Source organism: Armatimonas rosea, from assembly GCF_014202505.1.
GTDB lineage: Bacteria > Armatimonadota > Armatimonadia > Armatimonadales > Armatimonadaceae > Armatimonas > Armatimonas rosea.
Map to the genome: position 1 here is coordinate 647,660 of NZ_JACHGW010000003.1, position 25,589 is coordinate 673,248.

At 62.0% G+C, this 25,589-nt stretch carries 28 protein-coding genes and 1 pseudogene; 6 read left to right on the forward strand and 23 right to left on the reverse strand.

The annotated features are described in order from the left end of the window. Positions 1–36: 36 nt before the first annotated feature. From HNQ39_RS18005 to HNQ39_RS18025, 5 genes are all read right to left on the reverse strand, one after another. The gene (locus HNQ39_RS18005; RefSeq protein WP_184199630.1) at positions 37–1,989 is read right to left on the reverse strand and encodes a DUF6785 family protein; all 1,953 of its coding nucleotides are present in this window, start codon (positions 1,987–1,989) and stop codon (positions 37–39) included. 15 nt (positions 1,990–2,004) lie between these two features. Beyond that, complete coding sequence (locus HNQ39_RS18010; protein WP_184199633.1) at positions 2,005–2,505, reverse strand: hypothetical protein; 501 nt, start codon at positions 2,503–2,505, stop codon at positions 2,005–2,007. 17 nt (positions 2,506–2,522) lie between these two features. Beyond that, the gene (locus HNQ39_RS18015) at positions 2,523–3,215 is read right to left on the reverse strand and encodes an ATP-grasp domain-containing protein (protein WP_221290100.1); all 693 of its coding nucleotides are present in this window, start codon (positions 3,213–3,215) and stop codon (positions 2,523–2,525) included. 61 nt (positions 3,216–3,276) lie between these two features. Then, complete coding sequence (locus HNQ39_RS18020) at positions 3,277–4,929, reverse strand: R3H domain-containing nucleic acid-binding protein (protein ID WP_184200439.1); 1,653 nt, start codon at positions 4,927–4,929, stop codon at positions 3,277–3,279. A 413-nt stretch (positions 4,930–5,342) separates the two neighbouring features. Then, positions 5,343–6,608 carry a 3-keto-disaccharide hydrolase gene (locus HNQ39_RS18025; protein ID WP_221290104.1) on the reverse strand — a complete coding sequence of 422 codons (1,266 nt, stop codon included), beginning with the start codon at positions 6,606–6,608 and terminating at the stop codon, positions 5,343–5,345. Between the two features lie 233 nt (positions 6,609–6,841). Here HNQ39_RS18025 and HNQ39_RS18030 point away from each other — a divergent pair, with 233 nt between their 5' ends. Both HNQ39_RS18030 and HNQ39_RS18035 read left to right on the forward strand, forming a co-directional pair. Then, positions 6,842–7,921, forward strand: coding sequence for a redoxin domain-containing protein (locus tag HNQ39_RS18030; protein WP_184199642.1), 1,080 nt, complete (start codon positions 6,842–6,844; stop codon positions 7,919–7,921). Continuing rightward, a complete protein-coding gene (locus HNQ39_RS18035) occupies positions 7,921–8,538 on the forward strand; it encodes a hypothetical protein (RefSeq protein WP_184199645.1) in 618 nt (205 codons plus the stop codon). Before HNQ39_RS18030 ends, HNQ39_RS18035 begins: the two co-directional genes overlap by 1 nt. On the opposite strand, the gene HNQ39_RS18040 is transcribed toward HNQ39_RS18035, so the two are convergent. From HNQ39_RS18040 to HNQ39_RS18070, 7 genes are read right to left on the reverse strand one after another with little or no spacing between them, the layout of a single operon-like run. Then, positions 8,535–8,975, reverse strand: a complete 441-nt coding sequence (locus HNQ39_RS18040) for a hypothetical protein (RefSeq protein WP_184199647.1) — start codon at positions 8,973–8,975, stop codon at positions 8,535–8,537. The genes HNQ39_RS18035 and HNQ39_RS18040 overlap by 4 nt on opposite strands. Next, positions 8,975–9,406 carry a hypothetical protein gene (locus HNQ39_RS18045; RefSeq protein WP_184199650.1) on the reverse strand — a complete coding sequence of 144 codons (432 nt, stop codon included), beginning with the start codon at positions 9,404–9,406 and terminating at the stop codon, positions 8,975–8,977. The genes HNQ39_RS18040 and HNQ39_RS18045 overlap by 1 nt, the downstream gene beginning before the upstream one ends. A gap of 3 nt (positions 9,407–9,409) precedes the next feature. Further along, a complete protein-coding gene (locus HNQ39_RS18050; protein ID WP_184199653.1) occupies positions 9,410–9,841 on the reverse strand; it encodes a hypothetical protein in 432 nt (143 codons plus the stop codon). Then, the gene (locus HNQ39_RS18055; protein WP_184199656.1) at positions 9,838–10,257 is read right to left on the reverse strand and encodes a hypothetical protein; all 420 of its coding nucleotides are present in this window, start codon (positions 10,255–10,257) and stop codon (positions 9,838–9,840) included. The genes HNQ39_RS18050 and HNQ39_RS18055 overlap by 4 nt, the downstream gene beginning before the upstream one ends. 8 nt (positions 10,258–10,265) lie before the next feature. After that, positions 10,266–10,694, reverse strand: coding sequence for a hypothetical protein (locus HNQ39_RS18060; RefSeq protein ID WP_184199659.1), 429 nt, complete (start codon positions 10,692–10,694; stop codon positions 10,266–10,268). A gap of 3 nt (positions 10,695–10,697) precedes the next feature. Continuing rightward, positions 10,698–11,108: a hypothetical protein gene (locus HNQ39_RS18065; protein ID WP_184199662.1), complete on the reverse strand. Its 411-nt coding sequence runs from the start codon at positions 11,106–11,108 to the stop codon at positions 10,698–10,700. Positions 11,109–11,111: 3 nt separating this feature from the next. Continuing rightward, entirely contained in the window at positions 11,112–11,552 is a 441-nt protein-coding gene (locus HNQ39_RS18070; protein ID WP_184199665.1) for a hypothetical protein, read from the reverse strand. Positions 11,553–11,580: 28 nt separating this feature from the next. On the opposite strand from HNQ39_RS18070, the gene HNQ39_RS18075 reads away from it, so the two are divergent. Next, complete coding sequence (locus tag HNQ39_RS18075) at positions 11,581–12,933, forward strand: sulfatase family protein (RefSeq protein ID WP_184199668.1); 1,353 nt, start codon at positions 11,581–11,583, stop codon at positions 12,931–12,933. Here HNQ39_RS18075 and HNQ39_RS18080 read toward each other — a convergent pair. From HNQ39_RS18080 to HNQ39_RS30615, 11 genes are all read right to left on the reverse strand, one after another. Beyond that, positions 12,930–13,727: a sensor histidine kinase gene (locus HNQ39_RS18080; RefSeq protein ID WP_184199671.1), complete on the reverse strand. Its 798-nt coding sequence runs from the start codon at positions 13,725–13,727 to the stop codon at positions 12,930–12,932. The genes HNQ39_RS18075 and HNQ39_RS18080 overlap by 4 nt on opposite strands. Beyond that, positions 13,708–14,772 (reverse strand): ATP-binding protein, encoded by a 1,065-nt coding sequence (locus HNQ39_RS18085; protein WP_184199673.1) that lies wholly within the window; start codon positions 14,770–14,772, stop codon positions 13,708–13,710. The genes HNQ39_RS18080 and HNQ39_RS18085 overlap by 20 nt, the downstream gene beginning before the upstream one ends. Next, on the reverse strand, positions 14,753–15,739 hold the full coding sequence (locus HNQ39_RS18090) for a hypothetical protein (protein ID WP_184199676.1): 987 nt from the start codon (positions 15,737–15,739) through the stop codon (positions 14,753–14,755). Before HNQ39_RS18090 ends, HNQ39_RS18085 begins: the two co-directional genes overlap by 20 nt. 165 nt (positions 15,740–15,904) lie before the next feature. Continuing rightward, positions 15,905–16,921 carry an alpha/beta hydrolase gene (locus tag HNQ39_RS18095; protein WP_184199680.1) on the reverse strand — a complete coding sequence of 339 codons (1,017 nt, stop codon included), beginning with the start codon at positions 16,919–16,921 and terminating at the stop codon, positions 15,905–15,907. Between the two features lie 146 nt (positions 16,922–17,067). Further along, entirely contained in the window at positions 17,068–17,937 is an 870-nt protein-coding gene (locus tag HNQ39_RS18100; protein WP_184199683.1) for a PDZ domain-containing protein, read from the reverse strand. 23 nt (positions 17,938–17,960) lie between these two features. Further along, a complete protein-coding gene (locus tag HNQ39_RS18105) occupies positions 17,961–18,581 on the reverse strand; it encodes a hypothetical protein (RefSeq protein ID WP_184199686.1) in 621 nt (206 codons plus the stop codon). 6 nt (positions 18,582–18,587) lie between these two features. Next, complete coding sequence (locus tag HNQ39_RS18110; protein WP_184199689.1) at positions 18,588–19,058, reverse strand: DUF3565 domain-containing protein; 471 nt, start codon at positions 19,056–19,058, stop codon at positions 18,588–18,590. 5 nt (positions 19,059–19,063) lie between these two features. Next, entirely contained in the window at positions 19,064–19,537 is a 474-nt protein-coding gene (locus HNQ39_RS18115) for a hypothetical protein (protein WP_184199692.1), read from the reverse strand. Beyond that, positions 19,534–20,613: a threonine synthase gene (gene thrC, locus HNQ39_RS18120; RefSeq protein WP_184199695.1), complete on the reverse strand. Its 1,080-nt coding sequence runs from the start codon at positions 20,611–20,613 to the stop codon at positions 19,534–19,536. Before thrC ends, HNQ39_RS18115 begins: the two co-directional genes overlap by 4 nt. Before the next feature lie 155 nt (positions 20,614–20,768). Further along, on the reverse strand, positions 20,769–22,055 hold the full coding sequence (locus HNQ39_RS18125) for a homoserine dehydrogenase (protein ID WP_184199698.1): 1,287 nt from the start codon (positions 22,053–22,055) through the stop codon (positions 20,769–20,771). A 3-nt stretch (positions 22,056–22,058) separates the two neighbouring features. Further along, a complete protein-coding gene (locus tag HNQ39_RS30615) occupies positions 22,059–22,523 on the reverse strand; it encodes a biotin/lipoyl-containing protein (RefSeq protein ID WP_221290106.1) in 465 nt (154 codons plus the stop codon). A 49-nt stretch (positions 22,524–22,572) separates the two neighbouring features. Between HNQ39_RS30615 and HNQ39_RS18135 the strand changes: the two genes are divergently transcribed. From HNQ39_RS18135 to HNQ39_RS18145, 3 genes and pseudogenes are all read left to right on the forward strand, one after another. Next, positions 22,573–23,640, forward strand: a complete 1,068-nt coding sequence (locus HNQ39_RS18135) for an NAD-dependent epimerase/dehydratase family protein (protein ID WP_184199700.1) — start codon at positions 22,573–22,575, stop codon at positions 23,638–23,640. Between the two features lie 38 nt (positions 23,641–23,678). Further along, positions 23,679–24,743, forward strand: coding sequence for an NAD-dependent epimerase/dehydratase family protein (locus HNQ39_RS18140; protein WP_184199701.1), 1,065 nt, complete (start codon positions 23,679–23,681; stop codon positions 24,741–24,743). A 42-nt stretch (positions 24,744–24,785) separates the two neighbouring features. Continuing rightward, positions 24,786–25,574: pseudogene (locus tag HNQ39_RS18145) on the forward strand (glycosyltransferase family 2 protein); the annotation flags it as partial. Positions 25,575–25,589: the final 15 nt, after the last annotated feature.

Consider the following 25,589-nt stretch of genomic DNA (forward strand, 5'->3'; position numbering starts at 1 on the left):
AACTGTCCAACGGGGGCGGTCTAAGACGGGAGCGAGCTAGTTGGGCATGACCATGTAGCCGACCTTGGTGGCGTAGCCGAGGCCCACCCAGATCGCGGAGTTGATGACATCGCCCAGCACCAGCCCCAGAAAGAAGGGGAGAAAGAACTGGTAGCCCTTCATCCCGCCGTAGCGCTGGATGATCGACTTGGCGAGCCAGCCCACAAAGAGTGAGAGCCAGAGCATCTTGATCGCCCAGACACCCGCGCAGAGAATCCCAATCGGGTGGACTCCGAAGTTGAAGCGCGCGCGCAGAAAGAGCAGGCCCAGAAAGACCACAAAGCCCGTCAGCAGGTGCAGGCCGTTGCTGATATCTCCCTTAAAGGGCACCGATGCCGCGCCGCCCAGGAAGTTCAGGGGCCTTTCCGGGCTCCAGTGGTAGGTGAACTCATTGTTGAGCGAGTTGCCGCCGCCGTTGTAGTAGGGCAGCGCGAGGCTGGCGTAGAGCGAGACACCAAAGGCCAGTAGGACCGTCACCACCATCGCGGTCATGAGAGCCCGGGAGTTCTTGGGGGAGGTCGAGGTCGTGCGGGCGCCCATCATCACCGAGGGGGCCAGCATCTCGCGGGGGTCGAAGAGGAACATGGTCTCCCAGCGGGTCATGGTGAAGAGCTGGCTGGTCTTGAAGGGGGCGGTGCCAAAGAGAAACGAGAAGATATCGATCGAGCCGTAGGGCTGCGCCATGAAGACCAGGCCCGCCTGACAGACCGCCCAGGAGATCGTGATCAGCCCCAGGGTCATGGTGACCAGCGAGACCAGGGTCAGCAAGATCGAGACACCTGCCAGGGTGAGCCAGAGCGCGATCCCACCGTAGGCGATAAACAGACAGATCAGCGCCGCGCGGTAGGAGAGCAGCTCCCCGGAGTCGTCGATCTCCTTGGCACGCGGGCCACCCAGGGCTTTCTCTACGATATCCCCAAAGTGCCGCCGCCCGGTCCAGAGGGTCCAGAGCACCAGCGCGATCCCGCCGCCATACGCCTGGAGCGCAGAGAAGTTGGTGTCGCTGTAGCCCTGCGGCCCCGGCATGAGCCAGTTGTAGAGGCCACAGATCAGCACCTGGAGCTTGAAGACCAAAAAGAAGAACCAGAGCGAGAAGCAGACCTCCGCAGGGAGCAAGTAGGCGATCCCAATCACCATAAAGAGAAGGCGCGCCGGAAACCACCCGACCAGGTTCCAGGGACGCACAGTCAGGAAGTCGTTGAAGGACCACTCCAGGTTGATATCGGGGATCGACGGGTAGAGCAGGTGCAGGCCCTTGACTGTGTGGATCACGGTGCTAAAGAGGACGCCGCCCCAGAGCATGGGATTGCGAAAGAACGCATTGACCTTGCGCCCCGGCTCGGGGTCCTCGGCGATCAGGAGGGGGAGGGTGACCAGAGGAAAGGAGAACTTCTCGTTCTCGATCCACTGGCGGCGCAGGAGGGTGCAGATCGAGAAGGTCGCCAGCAGAAAGAGCATCGCCAGCATGCCCCAGAAGAACAGCGGGCCGCGCCACGCCTCCCAGGGGATGTGCTCCTCGCCCTTGTGGTAGCCGTTGAAGAAGGCATCGGCGGCCTCTTTGTCCTGGAACTGGGTCCACTTGGGGAGCTCTCCCAGAAACTTCTGCTCCCAGTTGTTGGTGTCGTTGGCGAAGGCCTTGTGTGCGACAATCTCGGGGATGAAGTAGCGCATCATCCCCGACGACGGTATCCCCGATGCCACTAGGATCAGGGTCCAGATCGTGAGGAGCTCGCCGCGCTGGAAGACCGCCTTGGGCGCGACCGTGCGCAGGAGGGCGTTGATGGCAAAGGCGAAGAAGAACAAGACAAAGAGCGCCCCGATCGGAAACTGCGTCCCCGCGATATAGGTCGCGGCGACCTTGAAGTCGTTGTAGGGCGTCACCGCCGCAAAGAACAGCGCAAAGGCAATCCCAATAAAGAGCGCACGCGGCGTCACGGCACGTTGGTTCACAAAGGGATTATACCCTTAGAGCCGGAAACCAACGGAGATACCTGCTTGGACAGGTTGTGTGACGGAAGGAAGCGTCAGTGTCAGCTCGGTGAAGTAGAGCCCTCCACCGACACCTGCAAAGACTTTACCGCCAAGCTCCGTGCGCTTGCGCGTTCCAGCACCCCCTCCTGAGAATGTCGTGAGGTAGCTTCCCAACCCCACACCGACCCAGCCGTATCCGCGTGACTGGCGCACAGAGAAGCCGACACCACCAAAGCCATCCATGGTTTCTGCGGAGGGGGGAGCATTGGGATCGGCAGAGGTGCCGCTGCCACTGCCCAGGGAGAAAGCACTCTCTGCATAGAGGCTCAGCGTGCGTTGCGGTGTGAGGCGCTTGGTATCTAGGGAGGCTCCAAACCAGAACAAATCACGTGTCGGTGCCGTGGAACCTCCCAGTGTCATCCGAAACGGACGGCTCTGGGCAAGTGCGGGGGTGGTAAGAAGAGCGAGACTAAGAGCAAGTAGGTGGCTTTTCATTGTTGAATTAGAGTCCTCTATGCTTCGGAGGCTTCAAGTAGTTCCTCCCAGCGTGCAATCGTCAGGTCGGTGTAGAGTGCCGGGGCGAGGCCGTAGCTCCCCAGGGAGAACCCATCGTTAACCTCGACCAGCGCGGTCTGCCCGGTTGCGAGGACGCCAAAGTCGATGGCATAGGCCCGGACATGGGTCTTTGACGCCGTGAGCGTGGCGATTGCCTGCTCCATCACGGACCGCTCGGGGAGCGCTGTGCTGTCACCCGCGTAGTGCCGGATATCGAGCACCATGCCATCGAGCACAAATACCCGCCACTCGGAGCGCCAGGCGACCACCTCGCTGCAGCAGACAGGGAGGCTCCGCGAGACGCCGACAGCTTGCCAGAAGTCCGCGGTGCTCTCCAGAACAAAGCCGGTGAAGCGCTTGGTATGCCCTGCAGGCTTAAGAAAGCGCGGCGCGGCACCGTCGGCGGCGCGGTCCAGCTCCGCTCCCAGCGTGCTGGTCCAGACACGGCGGTGCAGGTAGGGGCGGAGGCAGTCCGGGTAGTCGTGGGGCTCAGGAAGGGGGATTTTGAGCTGCTTCAGTGCGCTCCGCACGGAGTCGATGGAGCCCGCGACTAGGCTCTCGGGGGTAAGCGCCAGCTGGCGGCGTGCGAGCTGCTTGGCGGTGAAGAGTGTGACCGGAATCCCGCGTCGCGGGAGGGTTTCTGCCAACAAGGCCAGCTCCGGCTCCTGCCGGCCCTGGCCCTGTTCTTCCAAATAGGCGTGGGTGACCACCCTAGCGCTGGTGCGCGGGGAGGATCTTCAGCCGCCGCCGGGGCTCGACCCCGATGGACTCGCTGCCCAGCTCGGCGCGCTCGACCAGCTGGTGCTGCAAGCGGCGGACATAGGCGTTCTGCGGCGCCAGCTCGACCGCCTCGCCGGTCTCTTGGACATGCTCAATGGCATCCGATGCCTCGGCGATCGCGGCCTCTTCATCCGTCGGGAGCACCGTGGGCTGGAGGCCGAAGACCTCGCGCAGGGCGCTCTCGATCTGGATGTAGGTGTTGCTGCGCACCACAAAGGTGGGGATGTTCTTGTTGCGTGCCTCGTGGATCTTGGACGGCTCGCGCCGGAACGTGGCCTTGAGCGCGACAATCAGGTCGGCGTCTTTCATGTCCCGCGCCACGACTCCGGGCACCCGCAGGTTCGCCATCGCTCGCTCTAGGCGTGAGCGGGAGACACCGTAGGGGAAGAGATGGACGGTCTTGCCGCTGGTGCCGATGCTCTTGACATCAGAGCCAGCGCTGCGCTCGGAACCCATCCCACGCTCCGTACCCATCCCCCGGCCCCTGCCTTCGTCGTAGGACGGGCTGATTGGCTCGGGATCGAAGGTCATGCCGTAGGTGCCGCCGGTGCGCTCGCCCGGACGGTCCGGGGGAAGCTCGGCCTTCTGTACCACTTCCACGACGCCGCCGGTGTTGCGGACACGGATCTCCGGGCGGGGCTGCTGGCCGCGGAGCATCTTGTCCACCACCTTGGCAACATCGTGGTGGATCGCGAGCTTGTCCACTTCCAGGATCTCGATAATGACATCAAAAGTGGGGGGAGCCTTGCGCTCCAAGACGGTCTTCTGGGTGCCGCGCCGCTTGGCCTCTTCATCGCCCAGGGTGACGGACTGAATCCCGCCGACTAGGTCGGAGAGGGTGGGGTTGAGCAGCAGGTTCTCCAGCGTGTTGCCGTGGGCCGTTCCCACGAGCTGCACGCCGCGCTCGGCGATCGTGCGGGCGGCGAAGGCCTCCTGCTCGGTGCCGATCTCGTCGATGACGATTACCTGCGGCATGTGGTTCTCCACCGCCTCAATCATCACCGCGTGCTGCTCCTCCGGCCGCTTGACCTGCATGCGCCGGGAGCGCCCAATCGCCGGATGCGGGATGTCGCCATCGCCGGCGATCTCATTGGACGTGTCCACGATCACGACCCGCTTGCGAAACTCCGACGAGAGAATGCGCGCCACTTCTCGCAGCTTGGTGGTCTTGCCCACGCCCGGTCGGCCCAGCATGAGGATGGACTTTCCGCTCTCGACAATATCGCGGATGATGTCCACGGTCCCAAACACCGCGCGGCCAATGCGCAGGGTCAGCCCGACCACGCGATCCCGGCGGTTGCGGATGCAGGAGATGCGGTGCAGCGTCCGCTCGATCCCGGCGCGGTTATCAAAGCCAAAGTCGGAGATGCGCTCGGTGATGTGGTCGATGTCCTCCAGCGTCACCTCATTGGCCGGGTCCAGGGGATCGTCGCTGGCCGGCAAGAGCTCGATCTGGAGGTTGTTGCCAAAGCGCGCCTCGGCGGGGCGCCCCAGGTCCAGGACCAGCTCTAAGAGGTCGGAGTGCTCGACGAGATGCGGCGCAAGGGCGGCGTGCACGCGCTCGGGGAGGACCGAGAGGATCATGTCCAGGTTGTCGGTGATCTGGCGCTGCGCTAAAACTATATTTTCGTGCAATTCTATTTCGGTCTCTTTAGTGGGCAAGACCCGGCCTCTTTCAGTAGTCACGGTATTATACCGCCGACAAGGGGCTGTTTGTTAAAAGGTGTCGTGGAATGGGTCCATGAAGGGGAGGCGGGGGCGTGGTGGTTTCGACGAGGCGGTAGTCCACACAGAACCCCCTTTCCCAGTGAGGAACGATGGGTATCCTCTGGGTGCGGGAGAGGGGGCAGGGGGAGAGGTTACGGCACCGATCTAAGCCATAGGCACCCCACCAAAAAACAGCGCCTCGCTTTCGCAAGGCGCTGCAATCCATATTCGCTCCCCCTTCGCGAAGCCGGAGGGGGTCGCGCGCTAAAGCGCGGGGGGAGGTAAAAACGCTACGGCAGCTCCCGCACGTAGATGTTCTTGAAGAAGATCGGGTTTCCGTGGTGCTGGAGCTCGATCTGGCCGGTGGGGAAGATCGGAATCTTGCGGTCCCAGTAGTTCTCCATCTGGACACTCTGGACCACCAGCTTGTTGTTCAGGTACACCGTGACACGGTCTCCGACCATCAGGATGCGGAACTCATTCCACTCCCCGACCGGGTTGTCCGCCACTTGCGTCGGCTTGCTGGGGTTCTTCTGGTTGTTGTAGAGTCCGCCCGAGCCGACTTGGGCGCCGACATTGGTGAGCGCCGTGTCCCAGATCTGCACCTGGGGTGAGCCGCGTAGGTAGATGCCGGAGTCGCCGCCGGGGCCGATCTTCCAGCTCACCAGCAGCTCAAAGTTCTTGTAGTCTTTTACCGTGCAGAGGCTATCGTTCTTGCCGTCGTAGCAGATGACGCCGTCTTTTGCGGTCCAGTGCTTCAGGGCCTCGTCGGTCTTGACCTTCTCTTGCGCGGCCAGCTCCTCAGGGGAGAGCTTGGCGCGGGTGAGCGGGTTGCCCAGCAGGCCCTTCCAGCCCTTGAGGTCCTTGCCGTTGAAGAGCGCGGTAAAGCCCTTGGGAGCGACATTGTCCTTGGGGGCCTTGCTCAGGTCCTTGACCTCCAGGTTGCGGAACCAGACCTCGGAGTTGTGGCCCAGAAAGCCAATATGGCCGCTGGGGCGCAGCATCCCCGGATGGGCCGCCAGAGTCGCCGGATCGCTGACTGCGTTCAGATCGCCCTCGACAATCTTCTTGCCGTTGAGGGTCACGGTGATACGGCGTCCCTCGCAGCGAATCTCCTCTTTGTTCCACTCGCCGGTCGGCTTGAGGGCACCGCGCTTGGCGGGGAGGACCTTGTAGATCGAGCCGTGGTACTGCCCGGGCTCCAGCTTGGCGTAGACCGGCGCGGGATCGTCGAGCACCTGGCACTCCATCCCGACATAGGCCGCGTCGCCTTCGTAGGGCGCCCGGAGGCCAATCCCATTGTTGGCACCGGGAGTCAGCTTGAACTCAAAGCGGTAGACAAAATCGGAGTACTCTTTCTCGGTGAAGAGGTTGCCTCCGCCATCGGCCGGACAGACAATGCAGCCGTCTTTGATCACGTAGCCAGGCCCATGCCCCCCGATCAGCTTCCACCCGTTGAGGGTGGTGCCATCAAAGATCTTCTCGAATTTTTGCGCCATGGCCGAGGGCACCATGAGCACGAGCGCGGCGAGCGCCGCGAGCACCTTTACTTTCATGGGGCAGTATTCGCGCTCTCCCCGGCAAAAACCTTTGCATCTTGGAAATTGCGGCGGTAACATTGTGAAAGGATTCACGAAGTGCCGCCTCATTCCATGAGGCGTCTGCAGTGGCGTTCCGCCGCGAAGCCTGTGCCAGGCTGGAGAGCGCACTTCCCCAGCCCGGAACGGGCTTTGCGGCACGCAGTGCCACTGCAGACGCCGGTTTTCAACCGGCGGCGAGATGAAACATCATGGGTAAACCGCCAATCAAAGCCTTGCTCCTCACTCTGGCTGGGGTCTGGACCGCCGCCGGGCTGGGAATCTACTCGCTGACCCGCTTCGACCGCCAGCAGAACATCACGATGCTCCTGCCGCGGACGAAGGCACCGATCTTTGTCTTGCCCGACCAGACCGGACGGCTCCACAACCTCGCGGACTACGACCAGCGCTCGGTGGCCTTGGTCTTCCTGCCGGGCGTCAGCGACGAGGTACGGGGGGAGCTGCGCTCGCTCAAGAACGAGATGAAGCGCTTCGATAAGATCGGGGTGAAGGTCTTTGCGGTCGCGCCCCTGGAGAGGTCGGTCGCGGCCGAGCTCCACGACAGCGAGTCGCTCAACTTCCCGATCCTGCTCGATACGGGCGGCAAGATCGGGCAGCAGTTTGGAGTCGCGCCCGGTCGGCCCTATGTCTCGTATGTCCTCGGGCCTCAGGCCAAGGTGCTCCTGCCCATTGCGACCGTCCAGCCCAAGGAGCACGGGACCCAGCTGGTCGAGCTCGCGGCCTGCTTCTTTGATACGTTTGCGTCGGGCAAGAACCCCCTGATCGACAAGCCAGTGGCGGACGCGACCCTCCCCAAGGCCGATGGCACGGGCTCCGAGAGCCTCTACGGCGATAAAAAACAAAAGGCGACTGTCGTGCTGTTTCTCTCGGCGCGCTGTCCCTGCTCCGGTGGCTACGACAAGCGCAATAAAGAGCTGGCCGATGCCTATGCCTCCAAGGGCGTGCGCTTTGTGGCGGTGAACTCCAGCGCCGACGAGCCCGACGCCGAGATCGCGGCCCATGCCAAGGCCCACGGCTTTACGTTCCCCGTCCTGCGCGATGCCGACCACAAACTCGCCGATACCCTCAATGCCCAGGTCACCCCCGAGGCGTTTGTCATGGACGCACAAGGGGTCCTGCGCTACCACGGCCGCATCGACGATAGCCGCGACGAGAAGGCGATCCTGGCCCACGACCTGCGCAACGCTCTGGACTTTCTCCTCGCCGGTCAGCCGCCCAAGGTCAAGTCCACGACCCCCTTCGGCTGCTCCATCGCCCGCCAGAAGCTCTAGTGGACCCTCTGGAGGGACTCGACGAGGTCCCGTGGCACGCGCTAAACCATGCCTACGGCCCGGCGACGGATGTGCCGCGCCTACTCCGCGCCCTGGCCTCTGAGAGCCCTGAGGCGCGCTGGGATGCGTTTATGCACCTCCATGCGAATATCTACCACCAAGGGACGGTCTATGAGGCGACTCCCTACGCCGTTCCCTTTTTAATTCGTCTCTTTGAGGCGCCAGAGACACCCGAGCGTGAGCCCGTTGCGCTCTTGCTGGTCATGATTGGGAACGGCTGGGGCTGGCTCGAAGGGCCGGCGACAACGACGCGGCACCTGCACAAGCGCCTCCTGCGAGCCGGAACTTCCTACGAAAAAGAACAAGAGCGCTCAAGACGCATTGCCGAAGAGGCCCGTGCTTTAGTCGCCCCCGTGCTCCCACGCGTGATCGCCGCGCTCCCTGCGTTTGCGGGGAGGCTACGAACGAGTATTCTCTATACCCTCGCTGAGTATCCCGCAAACCTCCCCACACTAGAGCCGATCTTGGAAACGATTCGGCAGTTTGAAGACGAGGCTGCGGCCGAACCCTACTGGCAGCAGATTATCGATTACCTGATCAACAGCTGTGGTGGTTAGATGTCTTTCTCTCCCTCCCGTTGCTTGACATACCAGGTCAGCCAGCTCAACCAGAACAGGGTGGCGGCGATTCCCAGGATCGGGAGGTACTCACCGGAGTAGCCCAGCTCACCTCGGTTCCAGCCGTCGTAGAGAGTAAAGAGGAGTAGGGCAGTGCTCATGACTGCAGCGACGAGATAGAGCCCTCGTGCTCCCTTGCGCAGGCGGAGAAACAGGAAAAGCCCCGCAAGGCTACTGGCAAACAATCCAAGTAAGAGGGCTACTTGGGCGATGAGATAGTCCAAGCGCTGGTTGCTCCAGTTCCCCCAGAAGAGTTGCCAGAAGTAGACAAACCCGGCGCTCCCAAAGACAAGGCTCAGGGTGGCAAAAAACCTCTCGATACCATTGAGGCGCACGGGCCGGTGCGCGGTCTTTGGTCGCTCGTGTTGCTGCTGCATCAGGGCGAGTCTCCCGCGTTCGTGTCTTCCCGCCGCGAGAGCCAGCGAGCGATCAGGGCGTGTACCAGCCCGATCAGAAAGACGATATCACAGTAGGCTAAGGCTGCAGGGTGGTAGGTGCCGTCGGGGCGGCGTCCGACCAACAGTGCGTTTGCGAAAAGGCACCACCAGGCCACGGCACTAAGAAACTGAAACAGCGCCGCGATCCGCCGGGCACGTAGGAGGAGCAGGGTACCCGCACCGATGTAGCCTACGAGTGCCAAAAAGAGACCCCACGAGATCAGCACCGTCGGGTCCCAGTAACGAGGGAAGTCAGGCACGGGGGGACGCAAAAAGCCCACACCAAGCGCCAGGCCGAGATTGAGAGTCATGATCACAAGCTCAGCCGGTGTGAACGTGCTCCCCTTGCGCTTTTGCTGCTGCCTCTGCATGGCCTATGCCCTCTCCATACCTGCGAGTCGCCAGAGCCAGCGGGCGATGAGGGCGTGAACCAGGCCGATCAAAAAGAGCAGGCTACAGACAAAAACGGCGAAAGCATCGAGGCGGCCATTGAAATTGAGGAAGCCAAAGACGGCGATCACGATCCCAAACCACCACGCCGTGGCACACAGCGCCTGAAAAAATGCGGCGATACGGCGTGCGTGGACAAGCAGCGCCACTGTGGTTCCTAGCAGGGCTAGCTCCAATAAACACCACGCGAGCCCTCCATCATACCAGTTGACCAGGGGGAATCGGAACGGGCGCAGTAGGCTACGCCAACCCGTGAGCGTTGCCAGAAGCGAGCCAACGAGGAGCACCCACTCGCCCCCGGTTCGGTGTTTAGATACCGCAGCGTGCGTTTGGTGCTGTTTCTGCGACTGCATCATCTCTCGCTCTCCTGCTTTTTGATAAACCAGGCAAACCAGAATATCCAGAACGTGGCTGCCACAATCCCGGCGATGCCAATCAGATCCCCTCGGTAGTCGCCGCGATGCCAAGCGTCAAAGATAGCGTAGCCCAGCACAAGCACCGCCAAAAGCCCTGCGCCATGCAGTAGCCACCGTGCCAGTCGACGAGCACAGCAGAGCACAAAGCCCCCGGCAAGTGTTGTGAGCAGGATTCCCAGAAGAAGAGCCGCCTGAGCCGCCACAACATCCCAGCGCTCCCCGCGCCCGAGGGGCGAGAAGGAGATCCAGAAGTAGAGAAAGCCTGCGCCCCCTAAGACTAGGCTCAGCCAGCTAAGCGTGATCTCTAACGGATGAAGGCGTGCTTTTGTAGGTCGTTTTTGCTTCTGTTGGATCATGCGTCCTTTTACTCCTCACTGTCTCCTTGGAAGCGCCAGAGCCACCGGGCGAGAAGGGCATGGATCAGACCGATCAGAAAAAGCATGCCACAGACGACCCAGGTTGTGGGGTGGTAGCTGCCGTCGGGAAAGCGTCCCTGCACTAGCTCATGGAAGATCATACACCACCAGGCAAGTGCGCAGACTGCCTCAAAGACCGCCGCGATCCGCCGGGCACGCAAGAGCAGGGTGATGCCTGTGCCTAAGTAGCCGACAAACGCCAAGAACAGCCCCGACTTAATCATCACCATCGCGTTCCAGATAAAGGGGAATGGCAGACGTGGATGCAGAAAACCGATCCCTATTCCCAGCCCTAGATTGAGAACCAGCACCACCCATTCCGCCACGGTGTGTCGTGCCGTCTTCGTCTTTTGTTTTTGCAGTTGTTGCTGTGGCACGTGCTACGCCCCCTCCTCACTGTCGTCTCGGAAGCGCCACAGCCAGCTTGCGAGCCACGTGAGAAAAAGCCCGATGAGAACGAGGCCGGAGAGGAAGGGCACGCCCCGGGGCGCCAGTGGGTTTTCGAGATGTTGGATGAGGTAGACAGCCGCACACCACCAGCCGAGGGCGGCGAGGAACTCAAAGAGAGCCGCCACCTTACGTGCGCGTGTAAGCAGGCTGATGCTGGTGCCCCAGAACCCCACCGTGCCAAAAAGAACGCCCAGCCCGATCAGGCTCACGGGGTGGTGGATATCTCGCAGGACGGTGGTGAGAAGCAGGGCAGGGACAACATTGGTTGCGAGGACGATCCACTCCATCACCGTCCGGCGCACTGCTTTACGTTTTGGCTTCTCTAGTTGTAGCTGTTGCATGGGCTATTCCTCACTATCGGACGCGCGCTTGCAGAGGCCATAGGCACCGAGCAGGTAGAGCGCCATGGCGAGCAGCAACGAGAGGGCGGGGATATTGCTGTGTGGGATGCCCCTTTGGAGGGTTCGGAGGAGGAGAGTGGCAAGAAGGGACGCTCCTCCCACCATCCCGAGTAGCTGAAACCAGCGCGCGACTCGGGCGGAGCGGGAGATCAGCAGAAAAAGCCCGGAGAACAGCGCCCCGGTGCCACCTAGCAGGAGTCCGATAAAGAGGAAGAGATTAAACGTATTGTTGTACCAAGGGTAGGGCAGCTCTGTCATAAACGCAAAGGCCAAGGCAAACCCAGAGGTAAGACCAACAAAGAAGTTGAAGACGATCAGTACCCACTCGACAATGGTGCGGGGCGCGACCTCGCGCTCTGGCTTCTTCTGTTGCTGCTGTACCATGCGTCATTTTATCGCGTAAAATGCCCCTATGAATATTGTTCTGATCTTTGCCGACGATCTCGCGTATGCCGATGTGGGCTGCTTTGGGGCCAAGGACATTCGGACGCCGCATATCGACTCTCTAGCGCGCGATGGCGTGCGCTTCACGGACTTCTATGTCGCGCAGCCGGTGTGCTCGGCGAGCCGGGCAGCACTGCTCTCGGGGTGCTACTCGGGGCGGGTGGGGATTCAGGGCGCACTGGGGCCGGCCAGTAAGATCGGGATCAGCGCCGACGAGACGATCCTGCCACAGGTGCTCAAGGCGAAGGGCTTTGCGACCGGCGCGGTGGGGAAGTGGCACCTGGGGCATCTGCCGGAGTTCAACCCCACACGCCACGGCTTCGACGAGTGGCTGGGGCTGCCGTACTCCAACGACATGTGGCCCAACCACCCGGACACGCCCCGTGCCTACCCGCCGCTGCAGCTCATGGACGGTGAGAAGCCCGTGGAGACGATCCTGAACCTGGAGCAGATGGGGACCCTAACCCAGCGCTACACGGATCGCGCGGTGGGCTTTATCGAGAAGCACGCGGGCAAGCGTCCGTTCTTTCTGTACGTTGCACACTCCATGCCGCACGTTCCCCTGGCACCGGGGAAGAAGTGGCAAGGGCGCTCCCAGCGCGGCACGTTTGGCGATGTGATCGAGGAGCTCGACGACTCCGTGGGGCAGGTCTTGGCGGCGCTGAAACGCACAGGTGTGGAGCGCGAGACGCTCGTGATCTTCACATCGGACAACGGTCCCTGGCTGAGCTACGGGGAGCACGCCGGGAGCGCCGGGCCCCTGCGCGAGGGGAAGGGCACGTGCTGGGACGGCGGCGTCCGCGAGCCTTTTGTGGCCCGCTGGCCGGGGCATATTCGTCCCTGCAGTGTCATCACCGAGCCCGCGATGACCATCGACCTCCTGCCGACAATCGCCAAGCTGACCGGCGCGCCGCTGCCCAAGAACAAGCTGGATGGGAAGGATATCTGGCCCTTGCTCAGTGGAGACACCCGCGCCAAGAGCCCGCAGGAGGCGTACTTTTTCTACTACAACACCAACGAGCTCCAGGCCGTGCGCTCCGGGCGGTGGAAGGTCATGCTCCCGCAGTCGTACCGCAGCCTCGGCCCCTACCCCGAGACCGCGCGGGGCGGCAAGCCCGTGACCTACAAGATGGCCAAGATCACCCGCCCGCTACTCTTTGATCTGGTCGCCGATCCGGGGGAGACCACCGACCTCGCCGCCCAGCACCCCGAGATCCTCAAGCGCCTCCTCGCCCTCGCCGAGCAAGCCCGCGAGGAGCTCGGCGACGGTCCCAACCGAATCGGCAAGGGAATCCGCCCCGTCGGGCGCGTACCAGGCTAGGGCGTCTCCGTGCTTTCGTCGAAGAGGCGGAGCGTCATGGTGACGCTTGCGCCCTTGTCCGGGCCGGGGGAGTCGTGCTCGCAGGTGCCCTGGTGCCACTGGATAAACGGCATGCCTAAATCCCGAACGGGCTTGTCGCGAAAGGTGATAAAGACCTGGCCCGCTCTAACCCGTTCGGCGAGCTCTCGACGCTCCACCGGGTCAAACCCCTGGCCTTGGTCCGTGATGCAGATCGTGAGTGTATCTGGGGCGGGTCTCTCCAGCCGAAGCCGGACCTCGCCGCCTTGGGGAGAGGACCTCAACGCGTCTTCCAGAAACATCCAGAGTGTCTCCTTCAGCGCCTCGGCATCGGTGAGGAGAGTTTTGGGGAGATTGTCACCCACCTCCAGCACAAACGTGTGGGTCGGCAGGCGGTAGGGGGACTTCGCCGCCTCATCGCGCACCGCTTCGAGGATGTCCTTGAGCCGCGTTGGCTGGGCATGGAACGGCACGGGCTGTAGGCAGGCTTTGAGGGCATCGCACTCTCTGTCGATGATCGCATAGAACTCCAAGCGGTCGGGGTGCGCAAACATCGTCCCGTCCTCGTCCGTGAGCATGATCGAAATAAACCCCTTGATCGAGGTCAGGGCGGTCTGGAAACGCTTGCTTACCCAGAGGCTCTCTTGAGGGGAGAGACGAAGCGAGCGCTCCAAAACCCGTGCCGCTTGGGTCTCAAAGCCTTGATCTCCCTCGTGTGCCCGCTCTTGCAGGCGAGCAAAGGCTTCGTCGGAAAGCTCAATCGTTATTTTGGGCATGGGTTGTCTCCAAGGAGGAAAGAAACGCCTCTAGCTGGCGGAGCTGGGTGTTTACGGCGTGCGCGAGCTCGGCGCGGGCGGTGGTGGTGAAATGGAGGTGCTCGGGAGAAAGTCCTTCGCTGTCGCTCAGAAGCTGGAGTGCGATGGTTCGGAGCATCACCATCGCCTCTTGGTACCGCTGGTCATTTTCGAGGGCAACAAAAGAGTCATCAAAGCGCCGTAGGGTGTACGTGATGGTGGCAGGTTCCTCTTGATCGCCTGCCACAAGGTTCCACGAACCGCCGTGCCACTGCACAAAGAGCCGGGCGAGGTGCAGAAACGGTGCGCCCATGTACACTGCGTTCTTGACGGGCTTTTCAATGTGCTGTTGAAAGAACTCTCTCCCTGCGGAATCGATGAAAACGCCACGTGTCGTCAAGGAGACCTGCAAGATGTGGTCTGCCTCTTCCGTCACTGTGATTTCGAGCGTCTCTCCCTCAGGTGTCCACTCTAGCAAGGAATGAATCACTTGAAGAAGGGCTTGGAGGAAGAGTCTGCCGTCGGTGTGAAGGAGCTGAGGAAGGTTCTCGGCAAGCGACCACACAAGCTGCGGAGCACGTGTCAATCGCTTCTGGCGGGAGTTGTTGCGCTGGTTTGCTTCCTGGCGCAGAGGCTCGGCTTGTTCCTGTGCGGCTTGCAGGAGATCGCGGAGGATAACCCACTCGGGCTGAAACCGAAGGCCACGCTGAGGCCGCTTCTCGACAGTGCCAAGTAACAGCTTGAGACGATCACACTCCTTGTCCACGATCTCCAGAAACTCCAGTCGGTCAGAGTGCGCAAACATCGTCCCGTCTTCGTCTAGGAGCAGGGTGGAAACAAAGCCCTTGATGGAGGTCACCGCCGTATGAAGCGAGTGTTCGCCCTCTACCGTACGACGAAGGTAGCCATTCAGAGACTTCTGCACGGCCTGACGCGCATCTTCTTCAGGAGTTAGATCGCGATACCGCGCCCGCTGTGTGAGCTTGGCAAAGTCATCATCAGTGAGGTCAATCGTAAGCTGCGGCATCTTCATCTCCGGTGAGGTGGGTGACAAGGCTCTGGAGCGCGTCTTGAAGGTCGTGGAGCTCGTCGTTGACGAGGGCGATACAGTGCAGGCGCGCGTTGTTGTTGAAGGTAAAGTAACTCTCCGCGACCGCGTCAACACCTTCCAAGAGAATTTGGAGCCGCCCGAGTCGCTGGTGCAGCCGATGTTTGGTCTCCTTAAACGCCTCGTCATCGGCGACTGGGATGCTCTGTTGGAGCGGGATCGTGACAGAAACAGTCGTGCCTTTCTGCGCATCTGTAGACAGGGTGAGCTGTCCGTCGAGAAAGCGTACCGAGGCTTGGACAAAAGGGGGGACAAACTCGGGAGCAACGTCAACGGCGGGGCTGGTGATCGCAAAGCGGAGCGTCTCATTGGTGGGCAAGTCTACGGTCAGAGTGAGCTTTCCGCCATCAGGAGAGAGTTTTACTAGGTTGTGGAGGAGAGTCTTCAGCGCAAGAGTGAGCCAGCCGGAATCGACGACGATGGATTCGGGGAGGGGGCCGTGGAGCCAGTACGCGAGGTGATGCCCCTCGTGCCACTCGGGAGTGGTCTTCGTGTGCTCGACCACGCGCTCCACCAGCTCGCGCAGCACGACATGCTTCAGATTGCGCTCGCCCATGTAGTGAGAGCGCTTGTCCAAGTTGGTACGAAGGGGATGCCAGTGCTGTAAAAGAGCGCGCATGTAGTCAAGCTGATGGACTATCTTCTGGAAGAGCGCAAATCGGCCTGTGTGCGTGTCCGCTGTCTCTTGGCTTGCTCGGTCTCGCACCAGTGCCTGAATCGCCGTCAGCAGGGCCGATATCCGCTCCAGTGCTTCACGCTCCCAGGTCGCCAAGCCACTGTCGAGTGCCATGGCCGCGTAGCTCTCCAGTTCCTGCTCATGAAACCGTGCGCGTGCAGAAAGACGGGCGTAGGCTTCATCGGTGAGGTCAATCGTGAGCTGCGGCATGGGATTGTTCCGGTGTGGCGGGGCCTGAAAGGCCCCGCCTAGGCGATGCTTCGCATCAAGCGGCCCGGGGCCGCACCGAATCTGTCTTTTCTATCTTCGCGGGCTCGGCCCGCTTCGCCGAAGGCGGTCCAGCCGGGGCCTTTCAGGCCCCGGCTGACAGATTCGCTACCGCCCTCGGTCTTTGTAGCCCTTCCAGGCAAACTCCAGCGCCTGGGCCATTGTCTGGCGCTCGACACGGCCATCGCAGTGGCCGGACTCTTTGGAGAAGACAAACTGGTAGGGGTACTTCTTGGCCGCCAGAGCACGGGACATGCGGTCGTTGGCCATCACCCAGTTGTGCCAGGTCTCCTCGGGGTCGCGGAAGCGCAGGTCGTTCTCGCTGACATGCATCCAGATACGCAGCGGCTTGCGCTTCTCGTTGGGCACGAGGGTCGCGTGGAACTCCCAGGCACCGCGCAGGGTGGCGGGGTTCTCCGGCGACTGCTGGTTGACATAGGTCCCCGAGTAGCTAATCACCCGGTGGTAGAGATCGGGGTGGTACCAGGCCATCGAGAACGCCGCCGCCGCGCCCGAGCTACAGCCCATGGTCGCGCGGGCATCGGGGTCCTTGGAGAACGTCACGTTGTAGTCCTTGCTCACGCGCGGCAGGATCACGGTCTCGATATACTCCGCGTACTTGCCCGAGCAGGTATCGTACTCCAGGCCGCGCTCGCTGCCCTGAGCATCGCCGCCACCGGAGCTGACAAAGACCACCACCATCGCAGGGACACGCTTGGCCGCGATCATGTTGTCCAGGATGGTCGGGAGCTCGCCGCGCCCCATCGCATCGTGGGTGACCAGGAGCGGCGCGGGCTTGCCGGGCTGGTACTGGGCCGGGACATAGACCCAGCAGCGGCGCTCGTAGGGGACAACCTCGCCGGGCTTATTCTTCGCGATTCCCGGAAAGAGCGGGCTATCGGTGGACTTGACAATGAAGTCGTAGACCTTGCCCTTGGGGACGTTGTCTTGCGGGGTCAGCTCCGGTGCGTTGGTGTACATCGGCGCGATCACGTAGTTGCCCTCGCCCTTGTTGTAGCCGTAGGGCTGGAACTTGCTCAGGTCCATCGACCAGGGCGCGTTTGCCGGGGGCTGCTGTCCCAGCAGACCAAAGGCCAAGAGGCCGGTTAAAAGTGCGTTGTTCATGTTTCTTTTTTTCACACGAGGAGTTGAAAATTCCTCGCTAAAGGCGCTTCGCGCCGAACGTCCTGCCGGACGGAATATCTCTGCCAATTCGCCCGTGAGGGCGTTCGGCAACGTGTTGCCTCTAGCGAGGAATTTTCAACTCCTCGCTACTTCAGGGGGCGACCCTTGAGGGGCTTGCCGTTGGTGTCGAGGATCTGGAAGTGGTGAATCCCCGGCTTGGTGGTGTCGCGGTGGGTCCAGACAATCTTCTTGTCGCGGGTGATCTCCACCAGTTTGACCTCGTTGCCCTGCGCGTGGTGCGCCGTGATCACCGTGTTGCCGTTGGGCAGGCGCTGGACACCGCAGCAGTCGTTGAAGGGGCGTCCTTCCAGCTCATCGTTGCTCACCGACCAGATAATCTTCCCTGTCTTATCAAACTCGACCGTCAAGTTTGCGATCGTGCAGCCCGTGAGCGTGTTACCATTGTCGAGGCGAATGGCGGTGAAGGCCCAGCTCAGGAAGGCGGAGTTCTCCCAGTTGGGGGTCTTGGCCTCCCAGACAATCTCGCCCTTGGGGGTGTACTCGCGCACCATCTTATCCAGAAGCTGGGGCACCAGGTAGTTGCCGTTCTTGAGCTTGCGGGTCATACGGGTCTGGAGGTGGTGGTCCTTGGTCTGTGCCTGGATCGCCACCTCGTGCTTGATCTCGCCAGACTTCTTGTCGATCTCCAGGATGCGCGGCTTGTTGCCCGCCTCGGTGCAGAGCAGGCGTCCCTTGCCGATATCCTGGACCGTGTTCACCTCGGACTGCGTGCCCTTCCAGTCGAAGAGCACCTTGCCGTTTTTGTCCACCTCAGCGATCCCACCACCGGGATACTGAGCGCTCTTATTGAGGGCGAGGATGACGTTGCCGTTGGGAAGCACCCAGCCATCGCGGGTCGCGTGAGGAAACTCCCAGAGAATCTGTCCGCTGCCAGAGCGGATGTAGGTCGCACCACCTGCAGCAAAGAAGGCGTGCGTGATTGGTTCTTGTCGCATACGGCATTTTAACACAAGCCCCCTCACAGAGAATGCATAAAATCGCCCCATCCTTCCAGCTCGCTCTGATCCTGAACGATGGTGATAACTTCCTTGGGACGCTCATAGTTTTGGGGTGCAGGTCTCAGATCGCGGCCAAAGTCGGTGAAGCGAAAGGCTAGCTCTGGCCCAAGTGTGTGGTAGCCAAGGTAGCTTCCGTCTTTACCGTGGAAGTTTCCGATGGGAATCCGTGTATGCCAGCGAATCCGGTGGATATAGTGTCCGTTTTCTTCGCGCTCCAGCTCACTCCAGTAGATATCGTTGCGCTCATCGGCGACGATGAGGCAGAGGAGCTGCGTCTCCATGGGGGAGAGGGTGATGCCTTCGTAGCGCAGCTGCGCCTCAAAGTAACCACGTTGCGCGTCCCCAACCCAGAGCGTCAGGACGAGCCAGCGCTCAGCGGGGACAATGCGGAGCGAGTGGGTGATGCCATCGTCGAGTGAGAAGTCCAGGAGCCAGGTCAGCTCTGGCGAGAGGGTGGGACGCAGGGCATCGTTGTGAGCACGCCACTCTTGAATAACAGCGTCGCGGCGCTGCGCCACAGCGCGCCGGACAGACTTGGGGTAGTCCATCGGGTTGACGAGATCGGGGATGACAAAGCGCATACCGCTCTATCGCACCACTTTAGGGGCTTGGTAAAACTCTACGGAAAAGCGCACAGGGCCAAGTGGCTCGACATGGTGGGGCGCCTCAGGTACGACGATCCCGAGGGTGCCGACACAGAGCTCGAAAGTCTGGCCGGAGCCGTCTAGGTGGTAGCGGAGCGTGCCCTCCGTGACCAGAATCTTGGCCCAGATACCCGGCTTTGTGGTGTGGTCTTTGAGCAGGGCCGCAGGGATGGTCGCTTCCGTGAACTCGGGAGTCTGGTGAAAGGCGACAAAGTGCTCGGGGAGCTCCCAGCGCTCGCAGTACGGGCACTCTAGCAGCTCCCCGAGCTTGCTCTGACGGCCCTCTTCGGTGGCCACCCAAGGGCGACTCTGGAACGGCGGCTGGTGCCGGGTGTGCTGGGTATGGCCACAGGAGAGAGTGGCGAACCAGTCGCCCACACTATCTTGGGCAAACGCCAGGATCGGTCGTTGCATCGAGGCTATGCCTCACGCTTCGGCAGCATCTCGGCAAGGAAAGAGAGTCCCGCGGCAGTCTGCACCGTGAGCTGATCGTTCTGGGCGCTGATGCCCGTGACGGAGTGACCGCGGGTGTCGTAGAGGGTGACAGTTTTTTCTCGACGTACGGCGAGGCAGTGGGCGTTGGGGAAGTGGGCGTAGGCGAGCGCGTTCTGCCCACCCGCCTGCGACGGCATCCCGAGCGCCGCTGGCCACCAGGTAATGGGCGTGCTCACGGGAGCCGGAGGCGCTTGCAGTTGGCTGGCCAGCTCGGTGAAGAGGGCGAGGACGCGGGCCTTGAGGGGCTGATTGAAGGCATCGCCGATCATCACCATACCGGGCATCCACTGGCCGCTCCCACCCAGCTCGGGGTGGGAGAACTGCGCCATCTTGCCATTGCCGTGCTCCAGGGCTGCCTTCGCGTGGGCAAGAGCGTCGTCTGAGAATCCTTGGCTCATCGCGTTTTTTCCAGGGCGGTGAGGATTGCATCACGGGTCGGAGCCACTTCCTCAAGCGCCACTCCTACCGTCTTCACGGCTCTGTCCGGGTCCTTGAGGCCATGTCCCGTCAGGGTCACCGTAACGGTGGCCGGGGAGTCGCCAAAGTAGCCACGGGCCGCGAGCTTCTTCAGTCCCGCCAGCGGCGCGGCGCACGCGGGTTCGGCAAAGACCCCCTCCAGCGATGCCACCGCGGCGTAGGCCGCCAGGATCTCGTCGTCGGTGACGCTCTCGATCAGCCCGCCAGAGTCATCGCGGGCGGCTATGGCACCGTCCCAGCTGGCCGGCTTGCCGATACGGATCGCGGTCGCAATCGTCTGGGGCTCATCCACGGGGTGCCCGAGCACCAGTGGCGCGGCACCGGCGGCCTGGAAGCCCAGCATCTTCGGGCGCTTGGTCGCCTTGCCCAGTGCCGCAAACTCCGAGAAGCCGCGCCAGTAGGCCGTGATATTGCCCGCGTTGCCCACGGGGAGCGCGTGGAAGTCCGGTGCATCGCCCAGGTCCCGCACGATCTCAAAGGCCGCGGTCTTCTGCCCCTCGATCCGCACCGGGTTCACCGAGTTCACCAGCTCAATCCCAAAGCTCTCATCCGCGGCGATCTCCCGGACTAACCTCAGCGCATCGTCGAAGTTGCCGTCGATGGCCAGCACTTTTGCACCATGGATCAGCGCCTGGGCTAGTTTCCCGAGTGCGACTTCTCCCTTGGGCAAGAGCACCGCGCACGCAATCCCCGCCCGCGCCGCATACGCCGCCGCCGCCGCGCTCGTGTTGCCGGTCGAGGCGCAGATCACGAGCTCGCGCCCGCGCTCCACTGCCTTGGAGACCGCCATGGTCATCCCGCGGTCCTTAAACGAGCCGGTCGGGTTGAGTCCCTCGAACTTCAAAAAGACGCGCAGGCTCGGCGCTCCCAAAAAGACAGTCGGCAGGCGCTTGGCCTCGATCAGCGGGGTGTCGCCCTCGCTGAGGGAGATAACGGGGGTGGAGTCGGTGATATCGGGCAGGAACTCCCGCCAGGTAGAGATAAGTCCGTGGTTCATGACTTTGGTGTTTTTATGGATCGCCCCGATGAACCGGGGCGTCTCGCTGTCCTCGTGCCTCGGACACAAAGGGCTCCGCCCATTCCGAATATGGCCGCAGGCCTTCGTGTCGTGAAGCGATAGTTAGACGCCCCCCTCCAACGGGGGCGATCAACCTACTCCTCGACACGAATCCAGTTGTGGACCTTGCTGACCGCGGGGAGGCGGCTGATGACATCCAGCGCACCCAACAGATGGTGCTCGCGGCTTTTATGCGTCACCCAGACAATCTCTGCTTCGTCGCCGGGGAGCGCGCGCTGGACCACGGACTCGATACTGACATCGAAGTCCCCGTAGACATTGGCGATACTGGCGAGGACCTTGGGCTTGTCGAGGGCGTGGAGGCGGACATAGAACTTGCTCTGGGCTTGCTCACTGGGAAGCATGGGGCGGCTGAGGTAGCACGTGCACCCGACCCGGCCCGTGGCGTTGGAGACAATATTGCGGGCGCAGGCGATCAGATCGCCGACCACCGCGCTTCCCGTGGGGAGGCTCCCTGCGCCGCGTCCGTAGAACATCACATCGCCCACGGCATCGCCGCGCACCAGGACCGCGTTGAAGACATCGTTGACACTGGCGAGGGGGTGCTTGTTGGGCAGGAGGGCGGGGTGGACACGCGCCTGCATGCTGCCATCGGGGTGGCACTGCGCGGAGGCGATCAGCTTGATCTTGTAGCCCAGGTCCCGGGCGACCGCGATATCGCGTGCCTGGATATGACGAATCCCTTGGCGGGGGACTTTTTCCTCGTTGACCGTGGAGTTGAAGGCTAGCGACGAGAGAATCGCGAGCTTGTAGGCCGCATCGTGGCCGTCCACATCGCTGGTCGGGTCGGCCTCGGCGTAGCCAAGGCGCTGGGCATCGGCGAGGGTGGGGGCGAAGTCGGCGCCCTCCTCGGTCATGCGGGTGAGGATGTAGTTGGTGGTGCCATTGACAATTCCCATCACTTCTTTGATATTATTGCCCGCCAGGCTTTCTTTCATCGCCGCGATAATCGGGATTCCGCCGGCGACCGAGCCCTCGAGGAAGAAGTCTTTTTGGGCGAGCTGTGCGGCATCGAGCAGGTCGTGGCCGGACTTTGCCATCAGCTCCTTGTTGGCCGTGACAATGTTCTTGCCGCTCTGGATCGCGCGGAGCAGGAAGCCGTGGCAGGGATCGACCCCTCCCACCAGCTCGGCGAGAATCTCGATCTCGGGGTCGTCGATTACCTCAAACGGGTTGTCGGTGAGGAGGGCGGGGTCCACGGCGACATCGCGGTCCTTGGCCAGGTTGCGCACGGCGATCTTCTTGACCACCAGCTCGGCCCCGACCCGGCGCGAGATCGCCTCGGCGTTTTCCTGGAGAATGCGTACCGTCCCCGAGCCAACCACCCCCAGCCCGAGGATTCCAATCTTAATCTGTCGCATGGCCTAGCTCTCCAGAAGTACCAGAGGATCGCCGGGCTGGACAAGCTTTCCATTCTCTGCGGGGATTGCGACAACGCGCCCTGCATGGTCGGCGAGGACCTCGGAGAAGACCTTCATCGCCTCGATCATCCCGATGGGCTGGTCTTTCTCGACCGTATCTCCCACCTCGACAAAAGACGGCGCACCCGGCGCGGGGGAGCGGTAGAAGACCCCCATGATCGGGGCCTCGATCGGCGTCCCCGTGGGCGCGGCGGCGGTGGCGGTCGCTCCTGCGGCAACGGGAGCAGCCGTGAGGGGCAGAGGTGCCGCGACAGTGGCACCCGCAACAGGGACAGCGAGCGTGGGCACGGTCGTACGAAGCGTCACGCGCAGAGAGCCTTCTTCGTAGCGTAGCTCGGCCAGGTCATGCTGCTCGACAAGCCTTGCCAGCCGCCGCAGCTCCTCGGGGGCAATCGGAAAATCAGACACGCGGCATTCTATCACGCAGAGGCGTCTTGTGATATACTCCGCTCAAGCTATGCGTCTTCTCATCACCGGCGGCGCGGGGTTTGTGGGCTCCCGCCTTGCGCTTGCCTTTCGCCGGGACTTCCCCGAGTGCGAGATCGTCGTCTTGGACAACCTGCGGCGGCGGGGAGCAGAAGTCAACCTGCCTCTCTTTCAGCGCCATGGTATCCAGTTCTTCCACGGGGATATCCGCTGCGAGGCCGACCTCATGGACCTGCCGGGCAACTTCGACCTCTTTATCGAGGCATCGGCAGAGCCCAGTGTCCATGCCGGCACCGACGGCTCCCCCGCCTACGTCCTGCAGACCAATCTCGTCGGAACCATCAACTGCCTGGAGCTGGCCCGCAAGCGCTGTGGGGGGATGGTCTTCCTCTCGACATCGCGGGTCTACTCCATCGCGCCGCTCCGTGAGATCGTCTTGGACGAGGCCCCGACACGCTTCGAGATCGCGCAAGCGCAGACCCTTCCGGGGGTGAGTCCCAAGGGAATCGCGGAGAGTTTTCCGGTCGATCAGCCCCGCTCGCTCTACGGGGCGACCAAGCTTGCCAGTGAGCTTCTCATTCAGGAGTACGCGGCCAGTCTGGGCCTCAACGCCGTGATCAACCGCTGTGGTGTGCTGGCCGGGCCGGGGCAGTTTGGGAAGGTCGATCAGGGAGTCTTTACGCTCTGGGTGGCCAACCACCACTTTGGGCGGCCCCTGCGCTACACCGGTTTTGGCGGCGAGGGCAAGCAGGTGCGTGATCTATTGCACCCTGAGGACCTCTACGACCTGATCCGGCTGGAGCACGCCAATATCGAGGCACTCTCGGGCACGACGTTTAATGCGGGCGGTGGACGGGAAGTATCTACATCGTTACAGGAGCTGACCACGCTCTGCCAGGAGGCGACCGGCCGAGAGATACCTCTGGGCACCGATCTGACCACGGCCAGTGTGGATATTCCGCTCTATGTCTCGGATTCAAGTAAGGTCCAGGCACGCCTTGGCTGGCAGCCCCAGCGGAGCGTGAAGGACATCGTGGGGGGAATCGCGGCCTGGCTGCGAGAGAATGAGGACGCGCTGCGCCCGCTCTTTGCCCCCTAGCCCCTGATTTTTCGGGGTGAACCCATAAGGAAGAAACTATGTCGGTTGTGATTGTTACCGGGTCTGCGGGCCTGATTGGGAGTGAGACGGTCAAGTTTTTCCATGAGAAAGGCTTTGATGTCGTGGGGGTGGACAACGACATGCGCCAGTACTTCTTTGGCGCGGAGGCATCCACCAAGTGGAACACGGAGCAGCTCAAGGCTGCCCTGCCACGCTTCACCCCCGAGTCGGTGGATATTCGGGATGAGGCCGGGATCAATGCGCTCTTTGCTAAGTACGGCAGCGAGATCGCGCTGATTGTCCACACCGCCGCCCAGCCCAGCCACGACTGGGCCGCCCGCGAGCCCCTCACCGACTTCACGGTCAACGCCAACGGTACCCTAGTGCTCCTGGAGGCCACCCGCAAGTTCGCCCCGGAGGCCGTCTTTGTCTTCACGTCGACCAACAAGGTCTACGGCGATGCGCCTAACGAGCTGCCCCTGATCGAGACCGAGACCCGCTGGGAAGTGGACCCGTCGCACGCCTACGCCGAGCACGGAATCGACGAGACGATGAGTATCGACCAGTGCAAGCACAGCCTGTTTGGCGCGTCGAAGGTGGCCGCCGATGTGCTGGTGCAGGAGTACGGGCGCTACTTTGGGATGAAGACTGCGGTCTTCCGTGGCGGCTGTCTGACCGGGCCGGCGCACTCGGGGGCGGAGCTCCATGGGTTTCTTGCCTACCTCATCAAGTGCGTCGTCACCGGGCGGCCCTACACCATCTTTGGCTACAAGGGCAAGCAGGTCCGCGACAACATCCACTCCTTTGACCTGGTGAATGCCTTCTGGCACTTCTTCCAGGCACCCAAGCCCGGCAGTGTCTACAACATGGGCGGCTCGCGCTTTAGCAATATCTCCATGCTCGAGGCGATCGCCAAGACCGAGGCGCTCACCGGCAACACCCTGACCTACACCCTCTCGGACCAGAACCGAGCGGGGGACCACATCTGGTATGTCAGCGATATCCGCCGCTTCCGCGCCGACTACCCGGACTGGGAGTACAAGTTCGATATGGACACCATCCTCAAGGAGATGGTCGAGGCCACGATCGAGCGCAACCGTTAGAGAGAGGCTGGTTGAGAGATGCCCGAACCCACCCAAAATATCCTGTCGGTCGTGATCCCGGCGCACAACGAGGAAGGCTGTATCGAGTCCACGGTGCGTGCGCTCTGTGAGAAGCTCACGGCTGAGGCGATCACCTACGAGATCCTCGTGGTCAATGACAACTCGTCGGACAGCACCGAGGCGATCCTCCAGCGGCTCTCGACCGAGCTGGTGGGGGTGCGGTATCTCAACAACCAGCCGCCCCACGGCTTTGGGTTTGCGGTTCGGGCGGGTCTCAACAACTTCAAAGGGGACGCGGTCGCGGTCTACATGGCGGATGCATCGGATCGGCCCGAGGACCTAGTCGCGTTCTACCGGACCCTGGTGAGCGAGAACCTGGACTGTGTCTTTGGGACGCGGTTCCATAAAGACGCCAAGGTGGTGGACTACCCGGGCTTTAAGCTGGTGATCAACCGCATGGCGAACTTGTTTATCCAGATGCTCTTTGGCCTCAAGTACAACGATGTCACCAATGCCTTTAAGCTCTACCGCAAGAATGTGATCGATGGGCTCCACCCGATCCTCTCCAACCACTTCAACTTGACCGTCGAGCTGCCCCTCAAGGCCATTGTCCGCGGCTACTCCTACGGGGTCGTCCCAAACTGGTGGATCAATCGCAAGACCGGTGAGTCCAAGCTTAAGATCAAGGAGATGGGCTCGCGCTATCTCTTTATCGTGCTGTACTGCCTGCTGGAGAAGTGGCTCTCCCGCGGCGACTACAACCGCCACCAGCCCGTGCGCTTCAAGAGTGTTGCGGTGAACGAGCCTGCGGTGGTGAATAAGCAGGCCTAGCCGCTAGAAACGCGG